Source organism: Lewinella sp. LCG006 (assembly GCF_040784935.1).
Taxonomy (GTDB): Bacteria; Bacteroidota; Bacteroidia; order Chitinophagales; family Saprospiraceae; genus Lewinella.
Genome location: NZ_CP160680.1, coordinates 2,559,455 through 2,574,672 on the forward strand (window position 1 = coordinate 2,559,455; position 15,218 = coordinate 2,574,672).

The 15,218-nt window shown below is 47.1% G+C and carries 15 protein-coding genes; 9 read left to right on the forward strand and 6 right to left on the reverse strand.

Features of this window, described 5'->3' with window-relative positions:
- Positions 1-219 precede the first annotated feature (219 nt).
- A complete protein-coding gene (locus tag AB0L18_RS08950; RefSeq protein ID WP_367392243.1) occupies positions 220-606 on the forward strand; it encodes an ATP-binding protein in 387 nt (128 codons plus the stop codon).
- A gap of 12 nt (positions 607-618) precedes the next feature.
- Complete coding sequence (gene ybeY, locus AB0L18_RS08955; RefSeq protein ID WP_367392244.1) at positions 619-1,080, forward strand: rRNA maturation RNase YbeY; 462 nt, start codon at positions 619-621, stop codon at positions 1,078-1,080.
- A 6-nt stretch (positions 1,081-1,086) separates the two neighbouring features.
- Here ybeY and AB0L18_RS08960 read toward each other — a convergent pair whose 3' ends face one another.
- Positions 1,087-1,833: a glycosyltransferase family 2 protein gene (locus tag AB0L18_RS08960; RefSeq protein ID WP_367392245.1), complete on the reverse strand. Its 747-nt coding sequence runs from the start codon at positions 1,831-1,833 to the stop codon at positions 1,087-1,089.
- 189 nt (positions 1,834-2,022) lie between these two features.
- On the opposite strand from AB0L18_RS08960, the gene AB0L18_RS08965 reads away from it, so the two are divergent.
- From AB0L18_RS08965 to AB0L18_RS08975, 3 genes are all read left to right on the forward strand, one after another.
- Positions 2,023-2,193 (forward strand): RNA polymerase sigma factor, encoded by a 171-nt coding sequence (locus AB0L18_RS08965; RefSeq protein WP_367392246.1) that lies wholly within the window; start codon positions 2,023-2,025, stop codon positions 2,191-2,193.
- Between the two features lie 192 nt (positions 2,194-2,385).
- The gene (locus tag AB0L18_RS08970; RefSeq protein WP_367388148.1) at positions 2,386-3,636 is read left to right on the forward strand and encodes an IS256 family transposase; all 1,251 of its coding nucleotides are present in this window, start codon (positions 2,386-2,388) and stop codon (positions 3,634-3,636) included.
- A 46-nt stretch (positions 3,637-3,682) separates the two neighbouring features.
- Positions 3,683-5,176, forward strand: coding sequence for a T9SS type A sorting domain-containing protein (locus AB0L18_RS08975; protein ID WP_367392247.1), 1,494 nt, complete (start codon positions 3,683-3,685; stop codon positions 5,174-5,176).
- Here the strand turns inward: AB0L18_RS08975 and AB0L18_RS08980 are convergent, their stop codons facing one another.
- Positions 5,177-6,073: a bile acid:sodium symporter family protein gene (locus AB0L18_RS08980; protein WP_367392248.1), complete on the reverse strand. Its 897-nt coding sequence runs from the start codon at positions 6,071-6,073 to the stop codon at positions 5,177-5,179.
- Positions 6,074-6,162: 89 nt separating this feature from the next.
- Between AB0L18_RS08980 and AB0L18_RS08985 the strand changes: the two genes are divergently transcribed.
- Complete coding sequence (locus AB0L18_RS08985; RefSeq protein WP_367392249.1) at positions 6,163-7,713, forward strand: GH3 auxin-responsive promoter family protein; 1,551 nt, start codon at positions 6,163-6,165, stop codon at positions 7,711-7,713.
- Here AB0L18_RS08985 and AB0L18_RS08990 read toward each other — a convergent pair.
- Positions 7,676-8,341 carry a hypothetical protein gene (locus AB0L18_RS08990; RefSeq protein WP_367392250.1) on the reverse strand — a complete coding sequence of 222 codons (666 nt, stop codon included), beginning with the start codon at positions 8,339-8,341 and terminating at the stop codon, positions 7,676-7,678. The genes AB0L18_RS08985 and AB0L18_RS08990 overlap by 38 nt on opposite strands.
- A 137-nt stretch (positions 8,342-8,478) precedes the next feature.
- On the opposite strand from AB0L18_RS08990, the gene AB0L18_RS08995 reads away from it, so the two are divergent.
- Together AB0L18_RS08995 and AB0L18_RS09000 are read left to right on the forward strand one after the other, a co-directional pair.
- The gene (locus AB0L18_RS08995) at positions 8,479-9,867 is read left to right on the forward strand and encodes a mechanosensitive ion channel family protein (protein WP_367392251.1); all 1,389 of its coding nucleotides are present in this window, start codon (positions 8,479-8,481) and stop codon (positions 9,865-9,867) included.
- A gap of 12 nt (positions 9,868-9,879) precedes the next feature.
- Positions 9,880-10,560 carry an SGNH/GDSL hydrolase family protein gene (locus AB0L18_RS09000; protein WP_367392252.1) on the forward strand — a complete coding sequence of 227 codons (681 nt, stop codon included), beginning with the start codon at positions 9,880-9,882 and terminating at the stop codon, positions 10,558-10,560.
- A gap of 449 nt (positions 10,561-11,009) precedes the next feature.
- Here the strand turns inward: AB0L18_RS09000 and rluF are convergent, their stop codons facing one another.
- The gene (gene rluF, locus AB0L18_RS09005; RefSeq protein WP_367392253.1) at positions 11,010-11,795 is read right to left on the reverse strand and encodes a 23S rRNA pseudouridine(2604) synthase RluF; all 786 of its coding nucleotides are present in this window, start codon (positions 11,793-11,795) and stop codon (positions 11,010-11,012) included.
- A gap of 355 nt (positions 11,796-12,150) precedes the next feature.
- On the reverse strand, positions 12,151-12,954 hold the full coding sequence (locus AB0L18_RS09010) for a DUF547 domain-containing protein (protein ID WP_367392254.1): 804 nt from the start codon (positions 12,952-12,954) through the stop codon (positions 12,151-12,153).
- Positions 12,955-13,023: 69 nt separating this feature from the next.
- Between AB0L18_RS09010 and AB0L18_RS09015 the strand changes: the two genes are divergently transcribed.
- Positions 13,024-13,836: an alpha/beta fold hydrolase gene (locus AB0L18_RS09015; protein WP_367392255.1), complete on the forward strand. Its 813-nt coding sequence runs from the start codon at positions 13,024-13,026 to the stop codon at positions 13,834-13,836.
- Positions 13,837-13,944: 108 nt separating this feature from the next.
- Here AB0L18_RS09015 and AB0L18_RS09020 read toward each other — a convergent pair whose 3' ends face one another.
- A complete protein-coding gene (locus AB0L18_RS09020) occupies positions 13,945-15,183 on the reverse strand; it encodes a metallophosphoesterase (protein WP_367392256.1) in 1,239 nt (412 codons plus the stop codon).
- Positions 15,184-15,218: the final 35 nt, after the last annotated feature.

The window sequence follows — 15,218 nt, forward strand, 5'->3', positions numbered from 1 at the left end:
GACGGATCTTTTTGTGAAAATGACAATAAGGGGGGGCAGCTATTGACAAACTGCTCTACATCCCTTACATTTGTTGTCCGATCGCTGATACCCTAGAAGTGACCCCAAGCTCCAAATGACGTCTTAACAGTGCTGGTTTTTGTTAAATAAGACCTTGCATTTTAGTCAATTTTTTCTTATATTAATCGATATATGACGAAGACTAGTACACAACCATACATGCTAAGATTATCTTCCGAGGCTAAAAGCATTGAAAAAGTAGAGCTATTTGTTAACAAGCTCGTAAGACGTTACCACCTCAATGATGATCAACACGGTAATATTCTCATCAGTCTTACAGAAGCCGTCAACAACGCCATCATCCATGGCAATTGTGAAGACAGCAGCAAGAAAGTCTCTATCAGTCTCCGCGAAGCAAAAGACAAGTTAGCGATCCAAGTATCAGATGAAGGTTGTGGCTTTGATTATAAACAGGTTCCAGATCCAACTAAAGAAGAAAATATTTGCAAGTGTGGGGGACGAGGTGTCTTCCTCATGCAACATTTGTCTGATAAAATAGCTTACCGCAACGGTGGACGTACCGTAGAAATGCAATTCAAGCTTTAATTATACTCTCCTTTGCCAGATTCTTTTTTCCCTACGCTTCCTGCTGATGCACAGGAGCCAGAAATTTCCTTCTACGTAGAAGATGTTGAGCAGCCTATCCCTGATTTCACGATATTAACATCGTGGATAGAAAAAGTTATTCACCACCACCAGGGAGAGCTTGGCCAATTGCAGTATATCTTTTGTAGCGACGACTATCTCCACCAACTCAACGTGGCATACCTGGATCATGATACCCTCACGGATATTATTACCTTTCCTTATGCCGATCCTCCCGTCGTGAGCGGCGACCTTTACATCAGTACCGAACGGGTGGCAGACAATGCTGCCGAACGCAACCTGCCTTTTCTGACGGAGTTGCAGCGCGTAATTATCCACGGAGTACTGCACCTGTGTGGCTATGGCGATAAGACACCCGCAGAAGCCGATAAAATGCGTTCCTTGGAAGAAGAAGCGCTGGCGATGCTGGGTTAAATTCTTCTACGGCTTTTGATAAATCGCTGAGTTTCCTAGTCCTAGCTTGTGAAAAAAGTGACTGACAGATACCCGCAGTACCCCTAATCCATACTTAGCACTTCGCTGAAAGTTGATAGAGGAGGCTTCATCAAAATACTTGGTAGGGCAGGTCACTTCTGCTATATGAAAGCCGTGGTAGATGATCTGGGAAAGCATTTCATTGTCAAAGACAAAATCATCTGAATTGGCATTGTAGTTAATTCCTTCCAGCACCTCGCGGGAGAAGGCCCGGTAGCCCGTGTGGTATTCAGAAAGCTTATAGCTGATCAGTAAGTTTTGGGTGAGCGTAAGGAAGCGATTGGCGATGTACTTATAGAGCGGCATCCCCCCAGCGAGGGCACCTTTGCCCAGGATTCTGGATCCCAGTACTACAGGGTACAATTCATCACCAATGATGTTGACCATGGCGGGAATCAGTTTGGGCGTATACTGGTAATCGGGGTGCAGCATAATCACAATATCACCACCAAGCTCCAGGGCTTTATTGTAGAGTGATTTTTGGTTGCCGCCGTAGCCTTTGTTCTTTTCATGCACAATGACGTGTTCGATACCAATTTCTTTCGCAAGCGCGGAAGTATTGTCCTTACTGGCATCATCACAGAGGATGACCTCATCGACCAGGTCAAATGGAATTTCGCGGTAGGTTTTTTCCAACGTTAGCGCAGCATTATAAGCGGGCAGTACGGCAATGACTTTTTTCCCTTTGTACATGGTAGGTTATTTAGCTCGGCAAATATACGAGGAAGTTGAGCTTTTTGAGTAAAAGCAGTTTTCTTTAAAAAGACCTCTGGTGCAAATTAATGGGGTAAAGTTGTAAGACAAGGAAGACAACTTGCAACTAAGTAGGTTAAGATGAGAGATGATAAAAAATTTACCCACATGCTCCAAGAGTAGCAAATTGTGATCTATAAGATCTGTCGAATGTATGCTCATGACGAACACGAAGTAAAAGACTTATACCAGGAAGTAGCCTTCCAATTGTGGCGTGCTTTTCCCAGCTTTGAAGGGCGAAGTAAGACAAAAACCTGGGTTTACAGAATTGTGCTTAATACAGTCATCTTAATGGGATAAGCTAAAGGTTGAGAAAACATCTGTTATCTTAGGGACGGACACAGACGGAAGTTTGCGTTATGAAAAACTGATTGTGCAGTAATTTGTGTTCACCGCTTTGAATTGGCCGTCATTATGTGATGGCCGATTCAAAGCCAATAATAGGGAGTATCCATTGAACTGTGTCTGCGTCAAAAGTAGACACATTTAATTATGTCAAAGAAAACCAAAAAAGAAGAGACTCTGTCGGATTTCGATTTTGAGTCATATCGCCAGCAAGTTATTGCGGGCCTAATTCAAGGTAAGGGATTAACAGGAGAAGACGGTCTTCTCAAGCCTTTGATTGCTAACTTTTTGGAAGGAGCTTTAGCGGCAGAACTAGAAGACCACATCCAAGGGGAAAAAGCCCAAGGTTTAACCAATAAGCGCAATGGGCAGCTATCTAAGGAAGTTCGCTCCGAGGCTGGCCCTGTTGAGATTCACTACAGCCGTGATCGTAACGGTAGTTTCGAGCCCTTGACGGTCAAGAAGCGGCAATATGAACTAGGCTTAGGTTTTGACAACCAGATTCTGGAGCTGTACTCAATGAGTAACTCAATCAGTGACATTCGGTTGCACTTAGAGCGTATGTACGGGGCTCAGATGAGCGACAGTCGTATTTCGTCTGTAATCAACAGCACTTGGGAGCGAGTAGAAGCTTGGCGAAACAGTCCCTTACCTGCGCTGTTGGTAGTGATGTTCATTGATGCGATCTATTTGGATGTACGTCGTGATGGACAGGTCAGCCGTATTGCCCTTTATGTTGTATACGGGATTACGGTGGAAGGAAAACGCGAGATCATTGCTTTGATTCCTGGTCAAGGAGCCGAAAGTGCTACAGAGTGGGCACGTTGTTTACAGCAGCTTAAAAATCGCGGTCTAGAGGATGTCCTCTACATATGCAGCGATGGTTTGACAGGTTTACGTGAAGTGATCGCCGAGACTTTTCCTTTAGCTAATATCCAGCGTTGTGTGGTTCACAAAATTCGCAATACCTTTAAGTTACTGGACGAAAAGGATAGCCGTCAGGTTTTACGTCAGCTTAAGGAAGTTTACAACGCTGTCAACGAGGCCGAAGCCCGCAGGAAATTGGAAGATTTCCAGGTTTTCTGGCAAGGCAAATACGATCTGGTTGTAGACTTGTGGCTCAAAGATTGGGATGATTTAATGAGATGTATGCAATTGAGTCCGACGCTGAAAAAGTTGATTTACACGACCAATGCCATCGAAAACCTCAACCGGGAAATTCGCCGGGTGACTAAGGCCAAAGGCGCATGGGTCAGCGAACGAGCTTTGCTTATTCAGTTGTTCTTAGCACTGGAACGTAAAAAAAACAGCTGGAATAAATCAGTAAGAACATGGAGTGCTATTCGACGTGAATTAACGCTAGCACATGGGGATCGATTTACCAAACATATTTCCTAAAGTTGCAGACACAGTTCAATGGACACTCCCCAATAATACCATTATCATGCTTCGTTACCTCTACTTTTTCCTCACAACATTTCTCCCCCTCCTCCTCTCTGCCCAGGCCGCTCATGATGCCCAATGGGTACTCGGCTCACCTCGCCTTTTACCCACTGATATTTACCACGGAGGTACCTTGATCGATTTCCGCTCAGGAACACCAGAGGTTTCTTACTTTGATCTTCCTATACACTTGGATCCCATAGGAATGATTTGTGACAATGAAGGGAACCTGGTTTTTTATACCAATGGGTGTAGCATCATCAATGCTGCTCACCAGACGATGGAAAATGGAGATAGCCTCAACATCGGCGGCGTACATGATAGCTTTTGCTCCCATTCTTATCCCAGTTGGCAGGGGTTTCTGGCTTTGCCCAAACCGGGGACGGAGGATCGCTACGGCCTGTTTCATGTTTACATAGACCGGGAAAGCCTGCGCAATACAGAATTCCGGTATACGGAAATAGATGCTTCGGCCAATGATGGACTGGGCCGAGTTGATGTTCTGAACTCGCTGGTTTATCAGGATACCGTTTACTCACAAATTTCTGCTGTCCGCCATGCCAATGGCAGAGATTGGTGGATTGTTGCGGCTAAACAAAACTCCAGTCAGTATTATATTACCTATTATGGCCCCGAAGGGCCGGGAGCAACCCTTACGCAAGCTATTGGTCCGGTATGGGAAGATATGCATGCTGCCAGCCAGGTCATTTTTTCTCCTGATGGGAGCCTGAATGTGCGCTTTGACCCCGTCTCTGCTACCCATCTGTTCGACTTTGACCGTTGTGCAGGTACCTTTTCTAATTACCGTATGCTGGATTTTATGGGAGACACCGTCTCCTACGGTGGCGCGGCCATTTCTCCCAACAATCAATATTTGTACACCTCGGCAGGCAGGTATATGTACCAGTATGACTTAGCGGCAGAAGATGTGGCTGCCAGCCGCATAAGGATTGCCGAATACGATGGCTATCTGGTCTTGGGTTACCCGTCTTTGCCTGCGGCTTTTCACAATATGCGCCTGGCGGCAGACGGAAAAATATACGGTACAGCACGGGGTTCGTCTAATGTACTTCATGTGATCCATAACCCCAACCAGCCAGGACTGGCCTGCAATGCGGAACAACACGGTTTGGACCTAGCAACCCTGCATGCTTTTGCGCCTCCCAATTACCCCTACTTTCAAACCTGGGATGTAGAAGGAAGCCCCTGTGATACCCTGGGCGTCAACGGGCCTCCTCCGGTGTCAGTCAATGATGCTACCGAGGAGGATACTACCGTTCGCGTTTACCCCAATCCGGCGCGTGACTATATCTATATTACCAGTTCGGATCAGCCCATAAAACAAGTCCAGCTTTGGGATTCCAGAGGCCGATTATTGAAAAGCTTTTCCGGGCCAACCGAGCGCATTGATGTAAGGGGGCTGCCCCCGGGCTTTTATTATTTGCGGGTGTTTTTGCCGGATGGGTATACAAGTCAGAAGGTGGTTGTGCAGTAGTTAACTATTCCTCCTCTTCGCCCACCAGGCAAAAGCAGCCGTTGTCCAAAAGGAAAACATGGCGTAGAGCAAGGCCGGCTTGCTGATTTCGTGATTAGCCAGCAGCACATCGCCGATCAAGATGGCCAATCCGGCATTTTGTATGCCCATTTCAATGCCGATGGTCATGGCATCTCTGGGGCTTACTTTTCGCCAAAGAGCATAGTAATAAGCAAGCAGCATTCCTCCGACATTAATGACCAGAAGAGGAGCTGCCAGTAATTGAATATCCGACCAGGAAATGGCAGCACTTCCATCCGCAGGAGGTGCGAAAAACTTAATCAAGTAAACCGCACCCAGTAAAGTGGTCGCAACGGTTTTTAACAACTTTTCCAGCCATTGGGCAAAACCAGAAAAGCTTCTGCGGAGCCAAAGACCTACAAAAGCAGGTAGAAGGATGATGAAAAGAATCCGGAGTAGAATTTCCAGAAAAGGTAAATGGAACTCGGTCTCGGCTGAAAAATAAAGGGGGGCAATTGCTTTAGCAAACAAGGGAAGCGTCAGCAAAGTAATAAACCCTGAAAGTACGGTCAGGAAAATAGTCAGCGCACTGGTGCCTCGCGCCCAGTAGGTAATCACATTGGTGGTGGTTCCGCTCGGACAAAAAAGCATGATCAGGATGCCAAACTGCCAAAGAGCAGGTAGGCCGCTAAGCACCAAAAAGCCCCAGGAAATGAGAGGAAGTACCAGCATTTTGATGACCAAGCCAAAAGCTAGCAATTGACGGTTGCGCAAAACGTAAACGAAATCTTCCAATTGTAGCGACAAGCCAACACTAAGCATGATCATCGCCAAGACCAGTTGGAGTAATCCATCAATGTGTAAGACCGTTGCAAGAAAAGCAAATATATCCGTCACGTATTTTTGTTAGAACTTCAAGTATTGCGCACAAACTTGAAGGAGCAAATAAAAGTTTATAATATTGAGTTCATAATCCACCACTACCTATGGGTGTAATCAACTGGATCAACAACTTGTTCAAGATCCACTTAAAAAAATACGAAGCGGAGCTGGCAGCGCACTACACTCATCCTGAGCAATTGCAGCGGGATACCTTGCAACAAATTCTCCGTGAAAATGCCGGTACAGCTATCTTTAAGGAACACAGCCTCCGTGCTGATGCGTCTCCTGCTACTTATGCCGAACGGGTACCCGTGCGTACTTACGAAGAAATGCAGCCCTATATTCATCGTATACTTGGTAATGAAAACCAGGTGCTCACCCGGCAAAAAGTGAGTGCACTGGCAAAAACAGCCGCTACAACCCAAAAAACCAGCAAGTTTCTCCCCGTCACCAGAGAGCATATCCTCAGTTGTCAAAAAGGGAGTTGGTTTACCCTCACCAGTTTGCACCTGCACCGGGAAGATATGCAGATTTTTGCCCGTAAAAACATGTTAATTGGGGGAGGAGCTTATGGCAATTATCCTGGCACCAACATGCTGGTAGCAGATATTTCGGCCCTGATGATTCAAAGCATTCCGCTGATCTTACGCACCTTCTACTTGCCGGATATCTACACCGCGACCCTGCCCAATTATGAAGAAAAGATACGCAAAATTGCTAAGATAGCAGCCAACGAACCCAGCCTCACCATGTTGGGAGGAGTACCCACCTGGAACCTGGCGCTCTATCGGCAAGTGCTAGCGGAAAAAAACGCTAAGCATCTGCTGGAAGTCTGGCCCAACCTCCAGGCCTACGTTCATGGTGGAGTAAGCTTTGCCCCTTATCGGGAACACTATGAAGCGCTGATTCCCAGCAAGGATTTCCTCTATCACGAAATCTACAATGCTTCTGAGGGTTATTTTGCCGTCCAGGACCAGCTCGACAAAGACGATATGATTTTGATCCTGAACAATGGGATCTACTATGAATTTATTCCATTTGATGAACTGCAAAATGACGACCGCAGGGCTATCCCTCTCGAACAAGTGCAGCCAGGTACTTTGTACGCAATGGTCATTACCAATAGCAGTGGTTTGTATCGCTATCTGCTGGGAGATGTGGTACGGTTTACCAGCGTCCATCCTTATCGGATAAAGATCGCAGGCCGCACCCAGGAGTATATCAATGCTTTTGGCGAAGATCTCTTGCTCAGTAATGTTCAGCAGGCACTGCTGACGACGTGCGCGGAATTTGAGGTCAAAATCAAAGACTATACGATTGCTCCTTACTATATGAAAGTCAACCAAAAGGGGAGGCACCAGTGGTTCATTGAGTTTGCTGGAGAAGTGCCACCACTCGCTACGTTTACCGAAGCACTGGACGAAGCAATGAAAGCTTGTAACTCCAACTACGCTCAAAAAAGAACCAATGATTTTGCGATTACCAAGCTTGAAATAATTCCTTTACCTATCGGTTTTTTTCAATACTGGCTCCGTGATCGCGGCAAAGTAGGTGGGCAGGCAAAAGTACCTAAACTCGCTAATCACCGACAATTTGCGGAGGATATCCTGGAAAGGCTCAAAAAACAAACGCAAACGCAAAAAACTGAGCAATAAAACCAATAAAATAGCCTCCGAAGACATCAGAAGGTTCGTGCGCTTTTAGCAACAACCGCGCTGTACCCACGGCACCAGCAGCAACGATTGCCACCATCAGCAAATGCAGCATACTGATTTCGAGCGGTCCACTGCTGAGATCCAAGGTAAAAGAACCGTAGCTAAACCACAGCATACTGATCACGACCATCCCCACCAGTCCACCCATTCCTACGGTGTGCGCACTGATTTTAGAAAAATTATTGATGATAAATGCCAAGAAAAGTGCGATGACAGCACCCAGCATGAAAGAAACGTAAGCTGGTGGCAATTGTCCTGTACGGGAAAAATTATAGTACACCCAGATGTAGAGCATTCCCGTAACCAGATAAGGGCCAATCCGCTGATGATGATCTTTTACATGAATATCATCGATCATCCCCAGAAAGTACATCACTACAAAAGAAACAGCTGGAATGAAAAAGGTATAGAGGAAGACCAGGAGCAAAAGCATCTTTGCGCCCTCATCCTGGGGGCTGCTTACCCCAAAGAGGTAGGGGTTGATCAAAAGTAGCAAAAGTAGCATGTAGGTCGGTACCAACAAAGGATGAAAAACGACCGATAGGCCCATGGCCAAACTTTTCAACATATTTATTTTGTGGTTCTTAGGCGGCAAAGATAGGGCTTTACTAACATAAGCCTAAAAAAATACCACCCTTCATCTATCTTCAATGGAATATGCTTAATTTCCCAGTTTGAATTAGGCAAAATGAACTCACCCTATCTATGGATTTTACGGCTTTTTTCAATCAGGAAGTATTTACCATTGGAGAAATAACCATAAAGCTGGGGCGGCTAATCACCGTAGCCGTTGGAATGATTATGCTTTACATCCTGGGGTTCATGATGCTGCGCTCCTGGATTGAGCGTTTTTTTCTTTACGAAGATACTTCAGATAAGACGAGAATCCGGGTAAGACGATTGACCGTTATTTGCCTGGTTTTCGGAGCCGTTTTGATTGTCCTGCTTGGCCTACCTGCCGATTTTTCGCTCAGCTCTATTGAGGATAATATATTTGCAAACCTGCGTTTTTCGACCATCGTGCAGGCCTTTCTGATTTATTTTATTGCTCGACTGGTTGACGAATTGCTGTCGAGTTTATTGACCCATCGCTACCAACAGCGTAGAGAACAACAACTCCAGGAGGGTGGTTTGTACCAGATCCAAGGAGGAGGTTCTACCGTAAGGGTAAGTCACATTGTGCAGCCGATAGTCTACCTGTTGGCGCTCACCTTTATCATCCAGCAGTTGGGGCTTGATGAACAATTACCTCTACCCTGGGCGAATAAGGAAAATGCCCAATTCATCACCATCAACAGGATTCTTAGTGCCGTCTTGATCCTGTTGATCACTCGCCTGGTTTTGTGGGTATTGACCGAAATCATCCTCTATCCTTATTATAAACAAAAGGAAATCAACGTTGGTAGCCAGTACGCGATCAATCGGCTGCTGACGTACTTTGTCCTGCTGATAGCCGTAATGGGAACCTTGCAATACGTAGGCATCAACCTTACGGTTTTATTAGGTGGTGCTGCCGCCCTTTTAGTAGGTATTGGACTAGGTTTGCAACAAACCTTCAATGACCTGATTTGTGGCATTATCCTATTGTTTGAACGAACGGTGGAGGTAGGCGACATTGTGGATATGAATGGCCTGGTAGGAACGGTTAAAAAAATAGGTATCCGTACATCGCTGGTAGAAACCAGAGACAACGTTTCCGTTATTGTTCCGAATTCTAAGCTCGTCGCTGATAATGTTATCAACTGGAGCCACTTCGATTCCAAGGCCCGCTTCAAAGTGGGAGTAGGAGTTGCCTACGGTTCAGATACCGCGCTGGTCAAGGAAATCTTACTCAAGGCCGCAGAAGAGCACACCCGTATCGTTCGACGGCCAAAGCCTTTTGTTCGGTTCGTGAACTTTGGGGACTCTTCGCTAGATTTTGAAATTCTTTTTTGGACGCGCGACCTGCTGGGCATTGAAGATGTGAAAAGCGATCTACGCTTCGCTATTGACCAGGCTTTCCGAGAGGCTGGTGTCAGTATTCCATTCCCGCAGCGTGATCTCTGGATCAAGCAAGCTCCGCCTTTTCCAACCAAGGGAGAAAGCCCTTCCTAAAAGTTAATCCTTATGCAACAGCACTTGCAAATTCTCCTCTTATCCCTCCTCTTGCCCTTCTTTGCTGCAGGGCAGGATTGGGCCAATCTAAGTCGTTACCAAATGGACAACCAAGCCTTGCGTGAAGCGAATACCGAAATCCCCAAAGTCGTCTTCATGGGTAATTCCATCACCGAAGGCTGGCCGGGGCATGTGCCTGGCTTTTTCCAAAACCCTGCTTACGTCAATCGAGGTATTAGCGGACAGACAACGCCCCAAATGCTGGTACGCTTCCGCCAGGATGTCATTGCCTTGCAGCCCGTGGCTGTCGTTATCCTGGCCGGTATCAATGATATTGCGGGCAATACGGGCCCCACAACGGTAACGGCAATCATGGACAATATCACCTCCATGGCGGAGCTGGCCAAAGCCAATGGCATTGAGGTGATTCTCTGTTCTGTGCTCCCGGCCGCGGCTTTTCCCTGGGCGCCAGATATTGAACCCATCGCAGAAGTGTTGGCACTCAACAGTATGATCAAAGCCTACTGCGGTGTGAATAATTTCACTTATGTCGATTACTTTTCTGCGATGGCTGACGCCGAAAATGGCCTCCAAGCTGCCCTGACCTACGATGGGGTGCACCCCAATAAGGCGGGTTACGAAGTGATGGCCCCCTTGGTGGAAGCTGCGATTGAAGAGGTATTGGTTAAATAAAGTCAAAGATGAATTTATTCGTTCTTGTAATCTTTGGAATGGCAATGTTAACCATCGTAAGGATGATGTTGACGTCAAAAAAAGAACAGGAAAAATTAAGGTTAGAACTGGGGTTACCAAAAGATCATCCCTCTAATAAATCGATAGAAGGGTATTTGTTTCATCATCACTTTCAGTTTTTTATGGTGCTCTTGATGATTACTGTTGTAGGGGTCCTCATTAGGGAAGCTATTGTAACCTATTGTAATTGCTGAGCATGTTGAAAAAATGAAAGCCTGAACACTGTTGGTATGATTCTACTCTACGACGTTTTTGATGGGGACACATTACATGGGATTGAGAGGGTAGCTGTTGCGGACAGGGCATTCCCCCTCCGTCCTTTGGACACCTCCCCGCGGGGAGGACGTGGATTTTACTTTGGTGGAGTTGTTTTTCTTCTCTCCCGGCGATCATCGCCTTCTGTGCTTCGGTCCACCTTTTCTTTTGGGCGTCAATGCAGAAGCCTCTTCCGTTTTAGAGGAGGTCCGTACCATTTCGTTGATGCCTTTGATTTCCTGGCTGCTTAACTCGCGCCACTGCCCCGTTTTCAGGCCAGTCAAGTCGACATTCATGATGCGGGTTCGCTTGAGTTGGGTCACTTCGTAGCCCAGGTATTCGCACATGCGGCGGATTTGACGGTTAAGCCCCTGGGTGAGAATGATTCGGAAAGTGGCTTTGTCTATTTGGTCAATAAGACAGGGTTGGGTGACGGTGCCGAGGATCGGTACGCCCTGGCTCATGCGCTGCAAAAAACGTGCATTGATGGGTTTGTCAACCGTCACGATGTACTCTTTTTCGTGTTGATTGCCCGCGCGGAGGATTTTATTGACAATATCTCCGTCGTTGGTAAGAAAAATAAGTCCTTGCGATGGTTTGTCCAATCGACCAATAGGAAAGAGCCGTTGAGGGTGATTGATGAAATTGACAATATTTTTAGGTTCTCTGGGGTCGGTGGTACAGACGATTCCTACGGGCTTGTTAAAGGCCAGATACAGCGCCGGTGGCTTGGCTTTAAGCGACTTGCCTTTGAGGAGTACCTGGTCTCCCGGAAATACCCTGTTTCCCTTTTGGGCAATGGAGCCATTGATCTTTACCAAGCCTTCCTCAATAAAGCGATCTGCTTCACGGCGCGAACAGATACCCGTACTACTGATGTACTTGTTGAGGCTTACCGAGTTGTCATTGGATTTGTCCAAAAGGAGAAGTTCTGGTGCGAGCGTAAAGTTAGGGATTTTTTGGTGTTGGTATTCGTTCCGATGCCTCGGAACTCATGGTTGTGCTCTCTAGCGTTCGCGGTGGTGCTCTTCCGATAAATCGGAATCGCGGTGGTGTTCATCCCGATCCTCGGGATTCACGGTTGTACTCGCTACGCTCGTCCCGAAGCCTCGGGATTGCGCGCAGCGCAGCTACCGCCGACGCAGTCGGCACCCCCGCGATCCCGAGGTATCGGGAGAGCACTTACCGTGAGTTCCGAGGATCGGAACGAACACCACCGCAAGCGTAGCGCGCACTCCCGCGAATCCCGACCCAAAGGTCGGGAAGAGCACAACCCTAATTCAAAAGCTTCGTCTTCTCCGGCGTCTGTTCATTGAGTTCCCAGTTGTATTCGAGAAACTGTACCTCCTGGCTGGTGTCGATGGTTTTATCGCTATAGGTCTTTATCAGATCGAAGCGGCTATCGTACTTGCCTTTAAAATCTCCCCAGTACCAATCGAGGAGTTTGGATAGTTGCACGGGGCTGGCGCTGATATTGTTGCGGAAAGGTTCGTTGATAAACTCACGGGCCGCCTGGTTCAGTTGCTCGTCCAATTTATCTGCCACGAAGGCAGTGTTTTGGAGTTTTGGGCAAGACATACTCGCACAGACGAGGGCAAAGTGCACCCTTGGGTCATCGAAATCCTTGCGTAAAATGCCGTGTTCGATGTTGTTAAGATCAAAATCCTCCCCCGCGATTTTGAAGAACTTAAGATCCCAAACCGTATTTACGAAAGGAATGCCGTCTTTGATGTCTTTGATACTTTTGACAGGGTAATAGTCGAGGATGAGATCTACCGTGAAGGCATTGTAAGCATTGATCCAGTAGGCCATTTTTTCATTGTCGGACCAGCTTTTTTTATTGGGCGCATTGAGGCTCAATAGCTGCAAGTACTTGTTTAATTGGTTGCTGTCGGCTGCCATACCCTGGTAATCGACAAGGCCATTGTTGTCGACGTGTTTACGGAGAAGGCTGTCCCATATTTCATGGCTCACAGGTTGCGCATTGGATTGGATGCGAGGGGCAGAACAGCTCTGCCACAGAAAGCTGGAAAGTAGCGTTAGCAAAATGACAGGCAAAAGAAATTTATAGGCGTTCATACGGTCTTTAATTTATCTTTGAACGACATTCAAGGTCACTACGTTTACTTTGCAAGCAAAATAAAATTTATGTGTCCGCAACCGGACCCGTCCAAGGTGCGTAATTATTTTCTTGATCTAGCAGGGCAGCAAGTTCATGTATCTTGCTACGGAAATGGTCCTCAACTACTGATCACGCTCCATGGCTACGACTACGATGGCAGTGTTTTCGCAGCGTGGGCCAGTACTTTAGGAGATCAATATACCCTTTGCGCACCAGACCTCCCTTTTCACGGGCAGACGAGTTGGCGAGGCCGGGAATTTCGGCCTGAAACCATTCAAGCAATCATTACCGCCATTGCTCATCACGAGGGTGCTTCCACCTTTCATTTAGCGGGGCATAGCCTGGGTGCTCGCCTGTTGGTTTGCACCGGAAATACCTGGGTAGAACAAGTAACGCAATTTATTCTGCTTGCTCCCGCAGGTATTGGAAGTTTTGATCGAGTGCCACCTTTATGGATGCAGCGGATTGCCGAAAAAGCATTGGCCTGGCCCCTGTGGTTGAAATTTTTGGTTAATCTGGGTTCCCGTTTGAAACTGGTGAGCAATTTTCATCGCCGCTACGCCGAGGTGCAGTTGTTTGACGCGCAGAAACGCCAGCTCTTATTTCGGACCTATAACTCGCTGCGTCATTTACGCACGACCCGCCCTGACCGAAAACAGTTTTGGGAACAAACGACGATTCCTACACTGGTGGTTTTGGCAGAACAAGATCGCTTTGTTCCAAATGGGGCCATCAAGGCTTATTTTTTAAAAAACAAGCATATCAAAATTGTGGAGACGCCAGGGAACCACGATCTTGTTAATGAAAAGACGGCGCGGGTTATGTTGGAGGAGCTTTAAATTGACTGAAAAAAACTGTGCTATTTTGTGCTTTTGTGGCTAAAAAAACTCCGTGTCACCGTGCCTTCCGATGCCTTGGGGGGGCAAAATAAAAACTGCTGGTCGCAACTATTCCCCGCCTCGCCGCAATTCAAACACACTGATCTCCGGATACATGCCAATGCGCCCCGGAAAAGCCAGCCAGCCGAAGCCGCGGTTGACGTACAAAAACTGCCGGGCCTCTTCGTACAAGCCCGCCCAACGCGGGTACACCAACTGGATGGGGCTCCATTTAAAATGCTTGAAATTAAGCCCAAACTGCATGCCGTGGGTATGTCCGGAAAGTGTCAGGTGCACCTTGCTTTGGTGGGGCAAAACTTTTTCATCCCAATGCGAGGGGTCGTGAGAAAGCAATACTTTGAAGCCATCATCAGGCACATCGCGGAGGGCTAAATTCAAATCACCGTATTGTGGGAAAGGTGGTTTGCCCCAGTTTTCTACGCCGGTGAGATAGATGGTTTCCCCTTCCTTGGTGAGGGCTACCGCCCGGTTGTTGAGCAATTCGAAGCCACATTTCCCGTAGTTGTCCTGCACGGCTTGTACATTGGCGCGCCATGCCTCCTGGTCGCCATAGGCGCCTCCTGAGCTATAGTCGTGATTGCCCGTGACGGCATATTTGCCGAAAGGCGCACGTAGGGCCGCAAAATGAGGCGCGAAGGGAAGGATCTCATCGGCCCGTCCGTTGACCAGGTCACCCGTGAAAACGAGAAGGTCGGCGTTCTGTTCCGAAATTTTCTGGATGCCCTTTTTGACGCCCTTCATGCTGTCGAAGCTGCCCGAATGGATGTCTGAAATCTGGAGCAACTTAAAACCATGGAAGATTTCAGGAAGATCCGGAAAAACCAGTGGGATATGATTGACTTGGTAATTGTACTTACCTTTAGTGATCCCGTAAATGAAGTAGCTAAAAGGTATTGCGGTAAGCGCCAAACCGATTTGCTTGATGCTGATCAACCGTGCTTCAGACCAATGTGGGGGTTGTTGGTCCTGTAGGTAAAAAAATGCCTGTTGAATATTCCAGCCGAGGTGAACCAGAAAAAAATACAAGCTCAATAGCAACTGGGTCGCAAAGACGACCACCATCATGCCTACGATAATATTAGACAATGGCGTGATGCGGCGGCGGAAAAAAATCAAATAGGCAATTACCCCCGGGATGTAGTAGAGGCTCAACTGAAAGAGACCCTGGGCTATCGTTCTGGGCATTCCTTCAGGAAATGCTTCATAGGGTTGCTGCTGGTTGAGGAACCACAAGGCAAAGAAATAGATGACAATAATACCTGGAAAAACAAACCGGCGCACATCCATAAATGATCTTTGGGTGTTTTTTTATAGAAGATTAC